At 66.5% G+C, this 15217-nt stretch carries 17 protein-coding genes, 1 other RNA gene and 2 pseudogenes; 4 read left to right on the plus strand and 16 right to left on the minus strand.

Annotation, left to right across the window (positions count from 1 at the left end):
• Together NF20_RS15120 and NF20_RS15125 are read left to right on the plus strand one after the other, a co-directional pair.
• Positions 1 to 375: DUF2505 domain-containing protein (locus tag NF20_RS15120; RefSeq protein WP_033717344.1), on the plus strand; the 375-nt coding region annotated here is incomplete at its 5' end.
• A 10-nt stretch (positions 376 to 385) separates the two neighbouring features.
• Positions 386 to 1552, plus strand: a complete 1167-nt coding sequence (locus NF20_RS15125; protein ID WP_033710382.1) for a glycosyltransferase — start codon at positions 386 to 388, stop codon at positions 1550 to 1552.
• A 4-nt stretch (positions 1553 to 1556) separates the two neighbouring features.
• On the opposite strand, the pseudogene NF20_RS15130 reads toward NF20_RS15125, so the two are convergent.
• From NF20_RS15130 to prfB, 15 genes and pseudogenes are all read right to left on the minus strand, one after another.
• A pseudogene (locus NF20_RS15130) lies at positions 1557 to 2180 on the minus strand (class I SAM-dependent methyltransferase); the annotation flags it as partial.
• A gap of 56 nt (positions 2181 to 2236) precedes the next feature.
• On the minus strand, positions 2237 to 3088 hold the full coding sequence (gene istB, locus NF20_RS15135) for an IS21-like element helper ATPase IstB (protein ID WP_033717233.1): 852 nt from the start codon (positions 3086 to 3088) through the stop codon (positions 2237 to 2239).
• Complete coding sequence (locus NF20_RS15140) at positions 3085 to 4446, minus strand: Mu transposase domain-containing protein (protein ID WP_033717302.1); 1362 nt, start codon at positions 4444 to 4446, stop codon at positions 3085 to 3087. Before NF20_RS15140 ends, istB begins: the two co-directional genes overlap by 4 nt.
• A gap of 138 nt (positions 4447 to 4584) precedes the next feature.
• Positions 4585 to 4695: pseudogene (locus NF20_RS27270) on the minus strand (class I SAM-dependent methyltransferase); the annotation flags it as partial.
• A gap of 209 nt (positions 4696 to 4904) precedes the next feature.
• On the minus strand, positions 4905 to 5153 hold the full coding sequence (locus NF20_RS27275) for a hypothetical protein (protein WP_132160117.1): 249 nt from the start codon (positions 5151 to 5153) through the stop codon (positions 4905 to 4907).
• A 141-nt stretch (positions 5154 to 5294) separates the two neighbouring features.
• Complete coding sequence (locus NF20_RS15150) at positions 5295 to 5630, minus strand: Imm63 family immunity protein (RefSeq protein ID WP_033710546.1); 336 nt, start codon at positions 5628 to 5630, stop codon at positions 5295 to 5297.
• Between the two features lie 185 nt (positions 5631 to 5815).
• Positions 5816 to 6183, minus strand: a transfer-messenger RNA (tmRNA) gene (gene ssrA, locus NF20_RS26465).
• 89 nt (positions 6184 to 6272) lie between these two features.
• A complete protein-coding gene (locus NF20_RS15155) occupies positions 6273 to 7118 on the minus strand; it encodes a maleylpyruvate isomerase family mycothiol-dependent enzyme (RefSeq protein ID WP_033710545.1) in 846 nt (281 codons plus the stop codon).
• Between the two features lie 75 nt (positions 7119 to 7193).
• The gene (locus NF20_RS15160; protein WP_073578835.1) at positions 7194 to 8036 is read right to left on the minus strand and encodes a DMT family transporter; all 843 of its coding nucleotides are present in this window, start codon (positions 8034 to 8036) and stop codon (positions 7194 to 7196) included.
• Positions 8033 to 8542, minus strand: coding sequence for an SsrA-binding protein SmpB (gene smpB / locus NF20_RS15165; RefSeq protein WP_003874853.1), 510 nt, complete (start codon positions 8540 to 8542; stop codon positions 8033 to 8035). The genes NF20_RS15160 and smpB overlap by 4 nt, the downstream gene beginning before the upstream one ends.
• A gap of 2 nt (positions 8543 to 8544) precedes the next feature.
• Complete coding sequence (gene ftsX / locus NF20_RS15170) at positions 8545 to 9438, minus strand: permease-like cell division protein FtsX (protein WP_003874852.1); 894 nt, start codon at positions 9436 to 9438, stop codon at positions 8545 to 8547.
• Entirely contained in the window at positions 9439 to 10128 is a 690-nt protein-coding gene (gene ftsE / locus NF20_RS15175) for a cell division ATP-binding protein FtsE (RefSeq protein WP_003874851.1), read from the minus strand.
• A 44-nt stretch (positions 10129 to 10172) separates the two neighbouring features.
• Positions 10173 to 10673, minus strand: a complete 501-nt coding sequence (locus NF20_RS15180; protein WP_003874850.1) for a hypothetical protein — start codon at positions 10671 to 10673, stop codon at positions 10173 to 10175.
• On the minus strand, positions 10670 to 11665 hold the full coding sequence (locus NF20_RS15185; RefSeq protein ID WP_023861019.1) for a mechanosensitive ion channel family protein: 996 nt from the start codon (positions 11663 to 11665) through the stop codon (positions 10670 to 10672). Before NF20_RS15185 ends, NF20_RS15180 begins: the two co-directional genes overlap by 4 nt.
• Complete coding sequence (gene prfB / locus NF20_RS15190) at positions 11655 to 12767, minus strand: peptide chain release factor 2 (protein ID WP_011725809.1); 1113 nt, start codon at positions 12765 to 12767, stop codon at positions 11655 to 11657. Before prfB ends, NF20_RS15185 begins: the two co-directional genes overlap by 11 nt.
• A gap of 172 nt (positions 12768 to 12939) precedes the next feature.
• Here prfB and NF20_RS15195 point away from each other — a divergent pair, with 172 nt between their 5' ends.
• Together NF20_RS15195 and NF20_RS15200 are read left to right on the plus strand one after the other, a co-directional pair.
• Positions 12940 to 14307: an FAD-dependent oxidoreductase gene (locus NF20_RS15195; RefSeq protein ID WP_003878828.1), complete on the plus strand. Its 1368-nt coding sequence runs from the start codon at positions 12940 to 12942 to the stop codon at positions 14305 to 14307.
• Between the two features lie 71 nt (positions 14308 to 14378).
• Positions 14379 to 14810 (plus strand): pyridoxamine 5'-phosphate oxidase family protein, encoded by a 432-nt coding sequence (locus NF20_RS15200; RefSeq protein WP_033710543.1) that lies wholly within the window; start codon positions 14379 to 14381, stop codon positions 14808 to 14810.
• On the opposite strand, the gene NF20_RS15205 is transcribed toward NF20_RS15200, so the two are convergent.
• Positions 14752 to 15216 carry a group III truncated hemoglobin gene (locus NF20_RS15205; RefSeq protein ID WP_011725811.1) on the minus strand — a complete coding sequence of 155 codons (465 nt, stop codon included), beginning with the start codon at positions 15214 to 15216 and terminating at the stop codon, positions 14752 to 14754. The two genes, NF20_RS15200 and NF20_RS15205, sit on opposite strands and share 59 nt — an antisense overlap.
• Between the last annotated feature and the right edge of the window lies 1 nt (position 15217).

Consider the following 15217-nt stretch of genomic DNA (forward strand, 5'->3'; position numbering starts at 1 on the left):
GTGGTCGACGGCGACGGCACGGTGACGGTCCGCGTCACCCAGCACCTCGGTCGTCAGTTGTTGCCGGGCGCGGTGGCCAAATTCGTTCGCGGTGACGTCAAGATCGTGCAGACCGAGACGTGGCGACGGGACGGTGACGGCCAGGTGCGCGGCCAGGTCGACGTCTCGGCGTCGGGCGGATTGGGGTCGGGTCGCGCGGAAAGCTGGCTGGAGCCGGCCGAAGACGGGGGCTCGCGATTGCGTTCCGCCGTGCGCGTCGAGGTCAAAATCCCTTTGGTGGGCCGCAAACTCGAGAAGACCATCGGCGCCGATCTGGCCAAGGGCATTCCCGAGATGCTGCGCTTCACCACCACCTGGATCGACGAGAACGCGTGACGCCCCGGCAATGAGATTTGCGCTCGCGACCATGGGAACCCGCGGGGATGTCGAGCCGTTCGCCACGATCGGCCGGGAGCTGCAGCGTCGGGGTCACGAGGTACGGATGGCGGTGCCGCCCAACTACATTCGCTTCGTCGAGTCGGCGGGGCTTTCCGCGGTTCCCCACGGCCCGGACCAGGTCAAGCAGAACGAGGACATCGTCCGCAAATACGGCACTGCGCCGAACCCGATGTTTCTGGCGTGGGTGATTTCGGAGGATCTCAAGCGGCTCTGGCCCTCGTTGGGCACCGCGCTGACGTCGCTGGCCGACGGGGCCGACTTGCTGTTGACTGACACGAGCGAGCACGGCCTGGCCGCCAATGTCGCTGAGTACTACGACATTCCGGCGGCCACACTGCACTATTACCCCAGCGGTGGGGCCGCGCAGTTGACCCAGGAAGCCGAATCCGCCCAGCGCCGGGCGCTGGGCCTGTCGGCGCCGACCGCACCGGCGGCGCGACGGCCGATGGAGCTGCAGGCCTACGACGAATTCCTCTTTCCCGGGCTGGCGGCCGAATGGGCCCAATGCGAGGTCCGACGCCCTTTCGTCGGTGCGCTGACGCTGGCGTTGCCGACCGAGGCCGACGACGAGGTGCTGTCCTGGATCGCTGCGGGGACGCCGCCGATCTACTTCGGCTTCGGCAGCAGCGCGCGGGTCGCATCGCCGGGTGATGTGATCGCAATGATCAGCGCGGCGTGCGCCGAGCTGGGCCAGCGGGCGCTGATTTGCAGCGGCGTCAGCGATCTCACCCAGATCCCGACCGGCGACCACGTCAAGGCGGTGAGCGCGGTGAACCACTCGACCGTGTTTCCCGCGTGCCGCGCGGTCGTCCACCACGGCGGTCCCGGCACCACGTTCGCGGGGATCCGGGCGGGAGTGCCCAGCCTGGTGCTCGCCGTCTCGGTCGACCAACCGCTGTGGGCCGCGGTGATCAACCAGCTGGAAGTCGGCATCGGACGGCATTTCTCGGAGACGACCCCGGATTCGCTGGTGGCGGATCTGCGGTCGGTCCTCGATCCCGGTTACGTCGCCCGTACCCGTGCGGTGGCCGCGCGGATGAGAACACCCGCCGAAAGCGCGTCGGCAGCGGCCGATGTCTTGGAAGACGCAGCGCGCCAAGGTTCTTGCGGCTGACCGCTCAGCGATCGAGGGGGCGAAGCTGCGCCTCGGAGACGCTCCGATAGGAGGGGAACTCGAAGTCGGGGAAGGCGCAGATGTCACCGCGACCACGGACCTGTTCCAACCAGTAATGCTGGTCGGCGGGCGACGCGCAGGCGTAGAGCTTCATGTACGTCGCCGCGAACGGGAACAAGACACCGTTGCCGACAGCCTGCCAGACGGCCGCGGCGACGCCGGGGGTTTCGACGCCCCGGTAATCGTCCAGCACGACCACGCCCCGGCTAGCCGTGTGTCTCACCGCCAGCTCGATGTCATGGGCGACGCACGGGTAGGCGTGGCAGCCGTCGATGTGGGCCAGGCGCACGGCGCGCTCTCCCAGGTCGAGCTGCGATGATTCGCAGACCTCGATGACCGGCCGGCGAGTGTGGAAGCGGTCCCAGTTGGCCAGGAACTGCTGTTGGTCCAAGCCCGAGTATTGGTCGCGTGAGCTCGGCGACCCGTGGGTGTGGTCCACCACCGCTTCGAACAAATCGCAGATCACCAGTTCTTCGTCGTCGCGGAGACCGTAGCCCATCAGGATGGCCGACTTGCCTTGGTAGGTGCCGATTTCCAGCATGTCGCCGCTGATCCCCTCGGCTGATCGCGCTCGTCGAAAGTCCCCAGGTGTGCTCGCTGAAATTCCTCACCTGTGAGCGGGGGTCAGTGTATCGGTTGGCGGGTTGCCGTGGTGGCGCGGCGCAGGGTTTCGGCGGCGGCGTGGTGGTCGCGTAGTCGGTAGGACTCGCCGTCGAGGTTGATGACCACCGAGCGGTGCAGGAGGCGGTCGAGCATGGCTGCCGCGACGGTAGTGTCGCCGAGGATTTCACCCCAGGCGCCGACGCCGCGGTTGGTGGTGATCACGATGGAGGTCTTCAAATATCGTTGGGAGACAACCTGAAACAACGCCGAGGCCGCTTCGGCCGGCAGCGGTAAGTAGCCCAGTTCATCGATCACCAAGAGTGTGGGTCCGTTAAAGAACCGCATGGTGGTGGCCCAACGTCCTTCGATGGCGGCGCGGTGGCAGCGAGCGGCCAGATCCGCGGCGGTGGTGAAGTAGGTGCGGTAGCCGGCATGGGCGGCCGCCCGCGCCAACCCGACCGACAGGTGTGTTTTGCCGGTGCCCGGCGGGCCGATCAACAAAATGTTGGTCGCCGATTGCAGGTAGCGGCAGGTGCCCAGCTCATCGATCAACGCCCGGTCGATCCCGGCGGCGGCATCGATATCGAAGTCGGCCAGGGTGGCCGGGGTCGGTAGGCAGGCGAACCGCAATCGCCCCGCCAGTTTGCGGGCCGCGGTGGCGTCGACCTCAACAGCGAGCAGTCGTTCCAAGGCCACCGTGAGCGAGAGGCCGTCGGCGCTGGCCTGGTCGAGGACTGCTGGGAGGGCTTCGGCGGCGGCGTGCAGTTTGAGTTCGGCCAGATGCGAGCGCAGCTGCTGATAACGGCTGGCCGCCGCCGACGGTGACTCAACGACAGCCTGGGTGGTTTTGGGGCTGCGTGCTGTGGGGGTCATTGCAGGGTCCTTTTCTGGGCGGCCCGCTCATAAGCGGAGAGGTCGATGACAGTGGAATCGGTTGGCGGCGTGCAGGGTTCGGCAGCAACGGAACCACCGTCTTGGAGTTGAATGAGTTGTGCGGCCGCGGCTTTGGCTACCGGCCCGGGTGGGATGCGTTCCTTGCGGCGGTGCGGTCGCCCGGTGGCCGCGGTGGCCAGCGCGGCGGCGTCCAGGGCGATGACATGCCCGCTGTCGCGGACCATCACCCCGAGCCCGTCGGTGGCCATGCGGTGCCGCGCGATCACGATCCCGCCTGTGGTGGCGATATCGCAGAACTCACCGCCGATCGGATGGCTGACCACCACCGCGGCGGCGGCCAGCTCCGGGGGCACCGAGTAGCGGTTGCCGCGGTAGGACACCAACGCTTGCCGCGATGCGGTCCGTTGTTCGGTGACGATCACCGGATACGGCACGGTCGGCACCGGTTGCAGTGGTTCGGTTTTGGCGACGGTGGCCACCGACGAGCGACCATCGGCGGTAGCCCGGATACGGGTGTCACCACGCACCCGGGCGAAGCGGTCCACGCTGGCCTGGGCTTGTTCAACGGTGGCCTCGTCGGCCAAGGTGCGCCACCAGCGTTGGGCGGCGGTGTGGTTGATCTTTTCCACCACGCCCTTGCGGTTGCCGCGCCGGGCGGGGCAGATAGCCACCGCCACGCCGTAGTGTTTGGCCACTCCGGAAAACGACGCCGTCACCCGCCCACTGCCGGGATCGCAGACGGTGGCCATCCGGTCGAACCGCCACACTCGGCTCACCCCGCCCAGGCCGCGCACGACGCGGTCCAGAGCCGCAACCAGATGCGGTTGGTCGGTCGAGGCAGACAAGGCGGCGCGCCACTTGCCCGAGTGCGCCAGGGAACCGACCAACAGATTGGCGGTCTTGCCCCATCCCCAGGACGCGGGTGGATTCGGCAATTCCAGCCAGTCCCATTGGGTTTCATCCCCGGGCGGATGCGTGATGACCGCGTTGGGACGTTCGGTGGCAGTGCGGCAGGCTTGGCAGACCGGCCGCAGATTCCGGGTGCGGATGTTGCGGGTCAGGCTCTGATACGACAGGCCGAACCCGAGGTCTTCGAGTTCATCGAACAGGGTGCGGGCCCACAGATGCGGGTCCTCCAGCAGACGCGCGGTGACGTAGTCGACGAACCGGTCAAACGGATCCGGGCCCGGCCGGGCCCGTTCCCCAGGCTTGCCCTCACCGGTGAGGTATCTGCGGACCGTCTTGCGGTCGAACCCGGTATGGCGGGCGATCGCCGAGATCGTCCAACCACGTTTGCGTAGAGCATGTACTTCCACATCGTCCTCCCATGTGAGCATGAGAAAGCGGGCCTCCTTCAACGAAGCAACTGGCATCAGACACCAGCAGCATCGAAGGAGGCCCGCCCTTCTCGGCGGAGCCACACGGATGGGGAATTTCGATGAGCATCAGTGGGGAATTTCAGCGAGCGCGGTCACGGCCGTCTGGCGAGCGAGCAGATGACTGAAGAGCTCGACGTCGGCCTCGAAGAACCAGCCGTCGACCTTGTCCACCTTCTCGGCATAGGCGGTCCACAGGGGATCCGTCATGACCCGCTCCTGCGCATGAACTCCTCCGCGGCGATCGGCAGGCCGAGCATATCGACATCGACTCGCCGGCCGACCCGCGGCTGGAAGTGGTGCGTGAGGACACCGTGTGCGGTGCGCAGCCGCTTCCGGATGAGACGCGCTGTCGCGAAGCACCTGCCGACGGATCCGTCCTGGCGAATCAGCCAGGCCGGCAACGTGATTCGAGGAGCTCAGATATTTGGTCCACCCATTCCTAAGACGCCTTGGTGCGCGACGGGAAAGTATTTTTGGATGCGATCTCGGACGGACTCAAGCCACTGATGCGTTGTCGGAAAATCGACCGTTCGGCTGTCGCTCATGATTTCGTCAAGCGAAACACCTTGCCTGATGGCAAAACGGGGAAGATATTGCCACTTCCCGGAACGATCGTACAAACCGATCACATTCGCAGCATCCAATGGCGCGATCTTTCCGTCCATGCATATCCACGTCGCTGTACTCGTCTAGCTGGAATCCAAGCTGGATCAACAGAGGTTCCACAACGGCACGGACCCCATTCAAGAACTCTTCTCTCATTTTCGTCCATCGGTCGCACGTACCCAACTTGCTGGTAGCGAGTGTCAGAGCGGTTCACTAATGTCGGGGAGCAAGGAAATATCTTCTGGCTGACCGTATCTGCGAAATAACTCCGCCGTCTCCCGGATATTTCTTTTTGCCCATTCGCTATTCAAGGCGCTTAGCACCTGGTACTCGTATTTGAAGCGTTCCGCGCGATCGCCCACCGATTTGGCCGCTTGGCCCGTGACCACGCTCTGGGTGTACCAGTACAGCAGGTCGTCGAGATTGCCCACGCGGTCGAAGCCAAGTTGTCCGCGTTCGTAGAAGGTGAAGTGATAAGAACCGTCATCGGCGACATAAATATTCAGGCCGTCGTTGGTTCGCAAGCCGACGAGCATAGGACGGACGCCTAGCTTTTCTGATAGCTGGTCGATCTCAGTTTGAAGTTGCGCAGATCTATCGTCCAAGGCGCGGTCCGTATCTCGCGTAAGTTTCAGCAGCCCCAGTGGCCTGGAAACCGACGGCCCGGGAACCACCATGGACGGTGCCGTTGATGCACGCGTCGGCGGGCGCAGTGTTCAAGTGGTGGAGCTGCCGGGAATCGAACCCGGGTCCTACGGCATTCCCTCAAGGCTTCTCCGTGCGCAGTTCGCTATGCCTCTACTCGGATCTCCTGGTCACGCGAACAAGCCAGGATGACGATCCCAGTCGCTGTTGGTGTCCCGATGAGTCCCGCGACCGAACTCATCGGTGGATCCCTCTAGCTGACGCCAGGCTCCGGGTCGAGGGCGTTCCCGGGCTGACGGACTAGCTGTCGCCTAGGCAGCGAGAGCGTAGTCGCGCTGATGTGAATCGGCGCTTATCTATTTGCAACGACGCTTACGGTGGTCAGTTGCCTGCACCGGCACGCTTCCCTTGATTCGATGCGCGAAGTCGAAACCTTTCAGCCCCTCGCATCCCCGCCGACTTTCGGCAGGACTATCAATGGTACATGGCTATCAACCAGCGGCAACGGCATTATGTTCCCCGCCGGGCGGCGATCAGATCACGAAATTGAGGCGCTGGACGACATGGCTGGCCAGGCCTTTGTCTCCGCCGAGTTCGACGGTTTGGTCGCGTGCGGGGCACATCGGGCGCCCCCCGGCGAGCCGGGTGAACTGCAGCCCGTCGCACTGGATCGTCGCGGTCGCCTGCTCGCCGGCGAAATCGTCGACCACCGTGGCGCGGCCGTCGACGCTGACCCGGATAACGCGGGCCAGCGGACCGGTGAGCTCGAACTGCACGCGGGCGCCCTGCGGGGCCTTGGCCAGCTTGCCCACGACGTAGCCCATGGTGGCGGCGATCTCATCGACGGCCAGCGACGCCGCCGGGCCGGCGAGGTCCGCGTCGGACGGCGGCCGCCCCAACGCCACGCGGATGTCCTGCTCGTGCATCCAGCAGTCGAACACCCGGATCCGCATGAACCGGCCGTAGCTGTCCGGGCCGGTGGGCGTCATCGTCACCGCGTCCCACTCCTCGTCGGACATGCTCGTCAAGGCCGCGCGCCGATCATCGGTGATCGCGCGGAAACTTTCCAGCACGTCGGCGTCGGCGTGCGCGCTCAGATGACGCACCCAGCACTCGTTCATCGCGCCGATGTCGTTGCGCACATGCTCCAGCGCCGAGACGTCGACGTCGGGTTCGGGTGCGGCGATGCCGGCGAGGAAGGACTCGGTGCCGATCATGTGCGACACCACAGCCTTGACGTCCCAGCCCGGCAGCGGACTCGGCGCGCGCCATTGGGTCTCGGACAAGCCGGCCAACAGCGCATCGATGTCGTCCCAGACGGCGAAAAGGCCGGCCAGCACGGCGGACTTGTCGACCTTGGTGACGAGACGATCGGCCATGGTCACCGATCGTAGGCCGCGGGACTCGCCGCCGACACCGGCCGTCGGGCCGACGCGTTAGACCGACACCAACCGTCAGGCCGACGCGATCATCGCCACCGACCCCATGGCCAGCACCATGCCGATGCCCTGCCAGCGGGTCACCCGCTCACGCAGCACCACCATCGCCAACACCACCGTCGCGGCGGGATACAACGAGATCAGGATGCTGGCCAAGGACAGCAGCCAGGTGTGCAGCGCGGCCAGCATGGTGATGTTGGCGAAGATGTCCAGCACGGCCACCGCCACCGCCAACCGCAACGGTCGGCCGCGCGGCATCTTCAGGTTCTGGCTCGTTCCGGCCATCGCGAACACCACCAGGCTGGCGGCCACCCGGGCGAAGACCAGCGGCCAGAGCTTGCAGGCGTGCGGCGCCTGATGCAGGAACACCAGGTTCAGGCCCATCGCCGAACCCGCAACTACTGTGAGCCAGGCCACTTTTGGGGTGAACCGATACGGCGTCCCCTCGGCGGGGGCCTCGCGGCTGACCAGCATCACCGCGGCCAGCGCCAGCACGACGCCCACCAGGGCCGCCTGGCCCGGCCGCTCCCCCAACGCCATCCCGACCGCGACGGGCACCGCGGCGTTGAGCACCGCCGCCAGCGGTGAGACCACCGAGATCGGCCCGGAACCCAGGGCGGCGAAGAACGCCCACATGCCGAACGCCATGCCGATGCCGTACAGGCCGCCCCACAGCAGGGCACCGGGATGAATGGGCCCGCCGACGAAGATGGCCAGCGCGCCCAGCAGCAACGTCTCGATCGGGTAGGCGACCAGCATCACGCGCAGCGCGGCTACCCGCCGAGCTGCGACGCCGCCCACGAAATCGCTGACGCCGTACGTGACGGCCGACAGCTGGGCGTAAGCGGCCCCGATCAGATCATCCCCTTTGTTCGGCGTCCCAGTTGACGAACGACTTCGCGCTGTGCGTCGCGCTGGGCCAGGTCCTGGCGTTTGTCGTACGCCTTCTTGCCGCGCGCGAGAGCGAGCTCGACCTTCACTTTGCCCTCGGAGAAGTACAGCGACAGCGGCATCAAGGCGAGGTTACCATCCCGGATCTTGCCGACCAGTCTGTCGATTTGTTGCCTATGTAACAACAACTTTCGGTTCCGGCGTGGGTCGTGATTGGTCCAGCTACCGTGTTGATACTCCGGGATGTACAAGTTGCGCAACCAGACTTCGCCGTCGTCGATCGTTGCGAACGCGTCAGCTAACGACGCTTGGCCCTCCCGCAGGCTTTTGACCTCGGTTCCTTGCAACGCCACCCCGGCCTCGTACGTTTCGATGATCGAATAGTTGTGCCGCGCTTTGCGATTGGTGGCAATGATCTGTTTGCTGCCACCTTTGCCGCCCGCCGCTTTGGCCCGGCCGGAACCCTTGGCCACAGCTACCGCCGGATGTATAGGCGCAGGGTGGCGTAGGCGGTCAGGCCGGCGATCGACACGCCGAGCACGAACAGCCACGGCGAGATGTAGAGGATGTCGGCATAGTCGACCTTGGCGATCAAATGTGCTTGGTAGAACTGGCTCAGCGCGTTGTCCAGGAACCAGGCCCGCACCAGAATCAGGCCGACCACCGCGATGGCCACACCGATGGCCGCGGCCAGCATCGCCTCCACCAGGAACGGCAGCTGGGTGTACCAGCGGCTCGCGCCGACCAGCCGCATGATCCCGATCTCGGTGCGCCGGGTGTGCGCCGCGACCTGGACCATGTTGGCAATGAGCAGGATCGCGCCGACGGCCTGCACCAGCGCGACCGCGAACGCGGCGTTACGCAGCCCGTCCAGCACCGCGAACAGCCGGTCGATCAGATCCTTCTCGTTGAGCAGGCTGCGCACCCCGGGCTGGCCCTGCATCGCGGCGTCGAATTCCGCGTGCTGCTCGGGGTTGTTCAGTTTGACGATGAACGACGCGGGAAACGAGTCCTTGCCGGCGACGTCCTTGAACTCCGGGAACTTCTTGATGGCGTCGTTGTAGGCGTCCTGCCGGTTGACGAACCGCACCGATTTGACGTCTTGACGGGCATCGATCTTGTCCCGCAACGCCTTACACGGCGCGGATCCACAGGTCGCGTCGTTGGCGGAGATGTCGTCGGTCAGGAACACCTGCGTCTCGACGCGGTCGAGGTAGATCTCCCGGGAATTGTCGGCCAACCGGACCACCAGCAGACCGCCGCCGAACAGGCCGATCGAGATCGCCGTCGTCAGGATCATCGCGGCCGTCATGGTGACGTTGCGGCGAAGCCCGGTCAGGACCTCGTTGAGCAGGAAGCCGAAGCGCACTTACCGGTCCATCCCGTAGATGCCGCGCTGCTCGTCGCGAACCAGCCTGCCCAACGACAGCTCGACGACGCGCTGGCGCATCGAGTCGACGATGTGATGGTCGTGCGTCGCCATCAGCACCGTCGTCCCGGTGCGGTTGATCCGCTCCAACAAATCCATGATGTCCTTACTGGTGTCGGGGTCGAGGTTGCCGGTCGGCTCGTCGGCCAGCAGCACCAGCGGCCGGTTGACGAACGCGCGGGCGATCGCCACCCGCTGCTGCTCGCCACCGGACAGCTCGTGGGGCAGCCGATTGGCCTTGCCGGACAGGCCGACGGTCTCGAGCACCTCGGGCACCACCCGGTTGATCGCGTCGGTGCGTTTGCCGATCACTTCCAGCGCGAACGCGACGTTCTCGTACACGGTCTTTTGCTGCAGCAGCCGGAAGTCCTGGAACACGGTGCCGATCACCTGGCGCAGCTTCGGAATGTGGCGGCCGCGCAGCTTGTTGACGTGGAATTTCGATACCCGGATGTCGCCGGTGGTCGGGTTCTCCTCGCCGAGCAGCAGTCGCATGAACGTCGACTTACCCGAACCCGACGGGCCGATCAGGAAGACGAATTCACCCTTGTCGATCTTGACGTTGACGTCCTCCAGCGCCGGGCGCGCCGACGCTTTGTATTTCTTGGTGACGTGGTCCAGGGTGATCATCACGGCACGCCAGTGTAGCGGTGAATTTCGCTGGCAAGCGAAAGTCAACTGGCCGGTGGTGGCGACGTCGGCGTGGGACCCGGCCCTGGCTGAGGTTGCTCCGGAGCGGGCGTGGACGGCGTGGTACTGGGCGGGCAGAACGGCGCTGGAAGGATGCACGGCAGCTTCGGCAACTGGAACGGCGGCGTCGTTGTCGTCGTTGTGGTGGTCGTCACCGGCGGTGGCGGGGGCGGTGGTGGCGGCGTGCTGGTCGGGGTCGGCGTGTAGGTGACGGTGGCCGGCGGCTGCTGCAGCCGGCTGCGCGGCACCCAGGTGTAGTTGGGGTCGGGCACGAAGCCCGGCGGCACCACCTGCTGGGCCGGCGGCTTGGGCGCCGGTTCCGGGCGGTAGGTGTCGTAGACCCACCACACCAGCAGGAAGGCGACGATCAGGACGAACGTCGACGTGCGCATCCGCCCGCCGAAGACGTACTGCGGCCAGCGGTGTTCGGCCTCCGTGTCATCGTCGCTGCCGCGCTTTTCCAGGATGTTCAGGGTGAACTTCAACGCTTCTGCACCGCACCTTGGACGTCATCGTCGGATTGCTGTTCGGCGGCCTGGGCGGCCGGCACGCTGGCGTCTTCCACCAGCCCCACCCGCGCGTCGGCCGCGGTGACGATGCCGGCACGGGCCAGCGCCCGAATCACCAGCACGCGCAGCTGCCGGCCCACCTCGAACTGCTTGCCGGGCAACGTGCGCGCCACCAACCGCAGGGTGACGGTGTCGACCTCGATGCTTTCCACACCCATCACCGTCGGCGAGTCCAACAGCAGCTGGCCCAGCACCGGGTTGTCCATCGCGCGGTCGCATTCCTGGTGCAGCACCTCGTTCACCCGGTTCAGGTCGGCGCTGGTCGACACCGGGATGTCCACCACCGCGCGCGCCCAGTCCTTGGACAGGTTGACCACCTTGACGATCTGCCCGTTGGGGATGGTCAGCACCTCGCCGTCCGGGGATCGCAGCCGGGTGACCCGCAATGTCACGTTCTCGACGGTGCCGCTGGCCTCGGTGGCGGCGACGACGGTCAGGGTGACCAGGTCCCCGAAGCCGTACTGCCGCTCGGCGAGGATGAAGAAGCCGGACAGCAGATCCTTCACCAACTGCTGGGCGCCGAAACCCAGCGCGGCACCGACCACGGTTGCCGGCGCGACCAGCCCGCCCACCGAGAACTGCAGGATGCTGGCGATCTGCAGCATCACCCAGATGCCGATGATCACGACCGACACCCAGGAGATCACCGACGCCACGGCCTGACGGTGCTTGGAGGCTTCCGAGCGCACCAGCGCGTCGCTCTCGACGAAGCCGGTGGTGAGCTGGCGGCTCACCTGCAGGGCCACCCAGTTGACGAACCGGGCCGCCAGCACGGCCGCGATCAGCACCATGACGATCCGCAGACCCCTGGTGATGATCCACTCACCGAGTTCCCCCCGCCAGAAGTCATGCCAGCGGTGCGCCGCTGTCGTCATGGCTCCGGCGAGAACGCTTGTGTTATTCGTCATCTTTTCTGTTGCGCCAACGGATTCCCGCTTCCAGGAAGCCGTCGATGTCTCCGTCCAGGACAGCCGCAGGATTGCCAACCTCGTACTCGGTTCGCAGATCCTTGACCATCTGATAGGGGTGCAGCACGTAGGAGCGCATCTGGTTGCCCCACGAACTGCCACCCTCGCCTTTTAACGCGTCCAGCTCAGCGCGTTCTTCGGATCGCTTGCGCTCCAACAACTTTGCCTGAAGCACTCGCATCGCCGAGATCTTGTTCTGCAACTGCGATTTTTCGTTCTGGCAAGTCACGACGATACCCGTTGGGATGTGCGTTAAACGTACCGCGGAGTCGGTGGTGTTCACCGATTGGCCGCCCGGCCCGCTGGAGCGGTAAACGTCAACGCGCACATCGCCTTCCGGGATGTCGATGTGGTCGGTGGTCTCCACCACCGGCAGCACCTCGACTTCGGCGAACGACGTCTGGCGCCGGCTCTGGTTGTCGAACGGGCTGATGCGCACCAGCCGGTGCGTGCCCTGCTCCACCGACAGCGTGCCGTAGGCGAACGGGGCGTGCACGGCGAACGTCGCGCTCTTGATGCCGGCCTCTTCGGCGTAGGACGTGTCGAACACCTCGACGGGATACTTGTGCTGCTCGGCCCACCGGATGTACATGCGCATCAGCATCTCGGCCCAGTCGGCGGCGTCCACCCCGCCCGCGCCGGACCGGATGGTGACCAGCGCCTCGCGCTCGTCGTACTCGCCCGACAGCAGGGTGCGCACCTCGGTGGCCTCGATGTCGGCCCGCAGCGCCTTGAGTTCGGCGTCGGCCTCCGCCAGCGCCTCGGCGGCGCCCTCGCCCTCCTCCGCGGCCAGCTCGTAGAGCACCGGCAGATCGTCCAACCGCGCGCGCAGCTCCTCGATGCGGCGCAGCTCGCCCTGGGCGTGGGACAACTCGCTGGTCACCCGCTGGGCGCGGGCCTGGTCATCCCACAGCTGCGGATCGGACGCCTCGTGCTCGAGCTTCTCGATGCGGGCGCGCAGACCGTCCACATCGAGCACCCGCTCCACCGTGGTAAGGGTGGAGTCGAGGGCGGCGATGTCGGCTTGACGGTCGGGTTCCACAGCCGACAACGTTACCGGGGACCGCCAAGCGGCCCCGCCACCGGCGAGTGCTGAGGTCACGACCAGCGGTCATGCGTTTAGAGTCGAGTCACGATCATGTGCGCCCACGTTGCGCGCCCGCCAATCCTGGCAGCCCCCGGCGCGCGAACCGGGCCCGAATAGAAGGTCGAGAATGCGCCCATACCACGTTGCAATCGTCGGCTCCGGACCGTCCGGCTTCTTCGCCGCGGCCTCGCTGCTGAAGGCGGCCGACGGGTCCGAGCACCCCGACGTCGCCGTCGACATGCTCGAAATGCTGCCCACCCCGTGGGGGCTGGTGCGCTCCGGGGTGGCGCCCGATCATCCCAAGATCAAGTCGATCAGCAAGCAGTTCGAGAAGACGGCCGCCGATCCCCGCTTCCGTTTCTTCGGCAACGTCTCGGTCGGCGAACACGTGCAGGCCAGCGAGCTCGCCGAGCGCTACGACGCGGTCATCTACGCCGTCGGGGCGCAGTCCGACCGGGCGCTGAACATCCCCGGCGAGGACCTGCCGGGCAGCATCGCCGCCGTCGATTTCGTGGGCTGGTACAACGCGCACCCCAACTTCGAGGAGGCCACCCCCGACCTGTCCGGTTCGCGGGCGGTGGTGGTCGGCAACGGCAACGTCGCACTCGACGTCGCCCGCATCCTGGTCACCGACCCCGACGTGCTGGGCCTGACCGACATCGCCGACCACGCGCTGGAGTCGCTGCGGCCGTGCGGGGTCGACGAGGTGGTGGTGATCGGCCGGCGCGGGCCGCTGCAGACCGCCTTCACCACGCTCGAGCTGCGTGAGCTCGGCGAGCTGGACAACGTCGACGTGATCGTCGACCCGGCCCAGCTGGAGGGTGTGACCGACGAGGACGCGGCCGCGGCCGGCAAGACGGCCAAGCAGAACATCAGCGTGCTGCGCGATTACGCGAAACGCTCGCCGCGTCCCGGGCACCGCCGGATCGTGCTGCGGTTCATGACCTCGCCGATCGAGATCAAGGGCGACGGCCGGGTGGAAAGCATCGTGCTGGGCCGCAACGAGTTGGTCACCGACGAGACCGGGCGGGTGTCGGCCCGCGACACCGGCGAGCGCGAGGAACTGCCGGTCCAGCTGGTGGTGCGCTCGGTCGGCTACCGCGGCGTGCCCACCCCCGGGCTGCCGTTCGACGAGAAGACGGCGACCATCCCCAACACCGGCGGCCGGGTCGAGGGCAGCCGCAACGAGTACGTGGTGGGGTGGATCAAGCGCGGGCCGACCGGCGTCATCGGCACCAATAAGAAGGACTCCCAGGACACCGTGGACACGCTGCTCGCCGACCTGGCCAACGCCGGCCCGGACGGGCTGGCCGACTTTCCGGACGACCACGCCGACCGGCTGGCCGACTGGCTGGCGTCACGTCAGCCGAAGCTGGTCACCACCGCGCATTGGGAGCTCATCGACGCGCACGAGCGGGCGGCCGGCGAGGCGCGCGGGCGCCCCCGCGTCAAGCTGCCCAGTTTGGCCAAGTTGCTGCGGGTCAGCCACGGCTGAGCGGCCGTCGTCGCCGCCGAGAGGACGAACGGCTCTACTGATTCGCGGTGATTCTCCGTAGCTTTGAGGGCGTGGGTAGCGACGAGCCGGTGCAGGTGCTTTCCGAGGACGACAACTGGCGGCTGTTGGGCAGCGTCGCGCTGGGCCGGCTGGTCACCAACTTCGCCGGCGAGGCCGAGATCTTCCCGGTCAACTTCGTCGTGCAGGACCGCACCGTGCTGTTCCGCACCGCCGAGGGCACCAAGCTGTTCTCGGCCGTGGCCAATCACGCGGTGGTCTTCGAGGTGGACGACCACAACCTCGTCGAGGGCTGGAGCGTCATAGTCCGCGGTCGTGCGCGGCTGCTGAAGACCGACACCGACATTCAACGGGCCGAGCGGGCGCAGTTGTTGCCGTGGACCGCGACGCTCAAGCCACACTATGTGCGGATCACCCCGACCGAGGTCACCGGTCGTCGCTTCCGGTTCGGTCCGGAGCCCGATCGTCACGAACCCGTTGCGTGACAAGCAATTCGGGTGAATCGGCACCGGTCAGCCGGCGGTGCATGGCCCACGCGATGCGGGCGGCCTGAATCTTGGCCCGATCGGCCGCCGGTCCGCGATACATTTCGTCGACGGTGATGTGCCACAAGGTGAGCCAGCGTCGGAAGTGACGATCCGACAGTGGCGCGCGCCGGTGGATGTCACGGTGCGCCTGCAGCGCGCTGCCCCGGTAGCGTCCCGCCCGGAACAGCACCGTCTCCCAGAAGTCGCACATCGTCGGGACATGGTCGTCCAGCCCGGTCGCCCGCAATCGGGCGAAAGGCTCGGCCAGCACCTCGTCGTCCAGCGCCCGGCCGTAGAACCGGCGCAGCAGCGCCTCCACGTCGGCGCGGTCGCGCAGATCCGGCATCGTCAGTCCGCTCACCAAC

Origin of the sequence: Mycobacterium sp. MAC_080597_8934, from assembly GCF_000523975.1 — a bacterium.
GTDB lineage: Bacteria > Actinomycetota > Actinomycetes > Mycobacteriales > Mycobacteriaceae > Mycobacterium > Mycobacterium avium.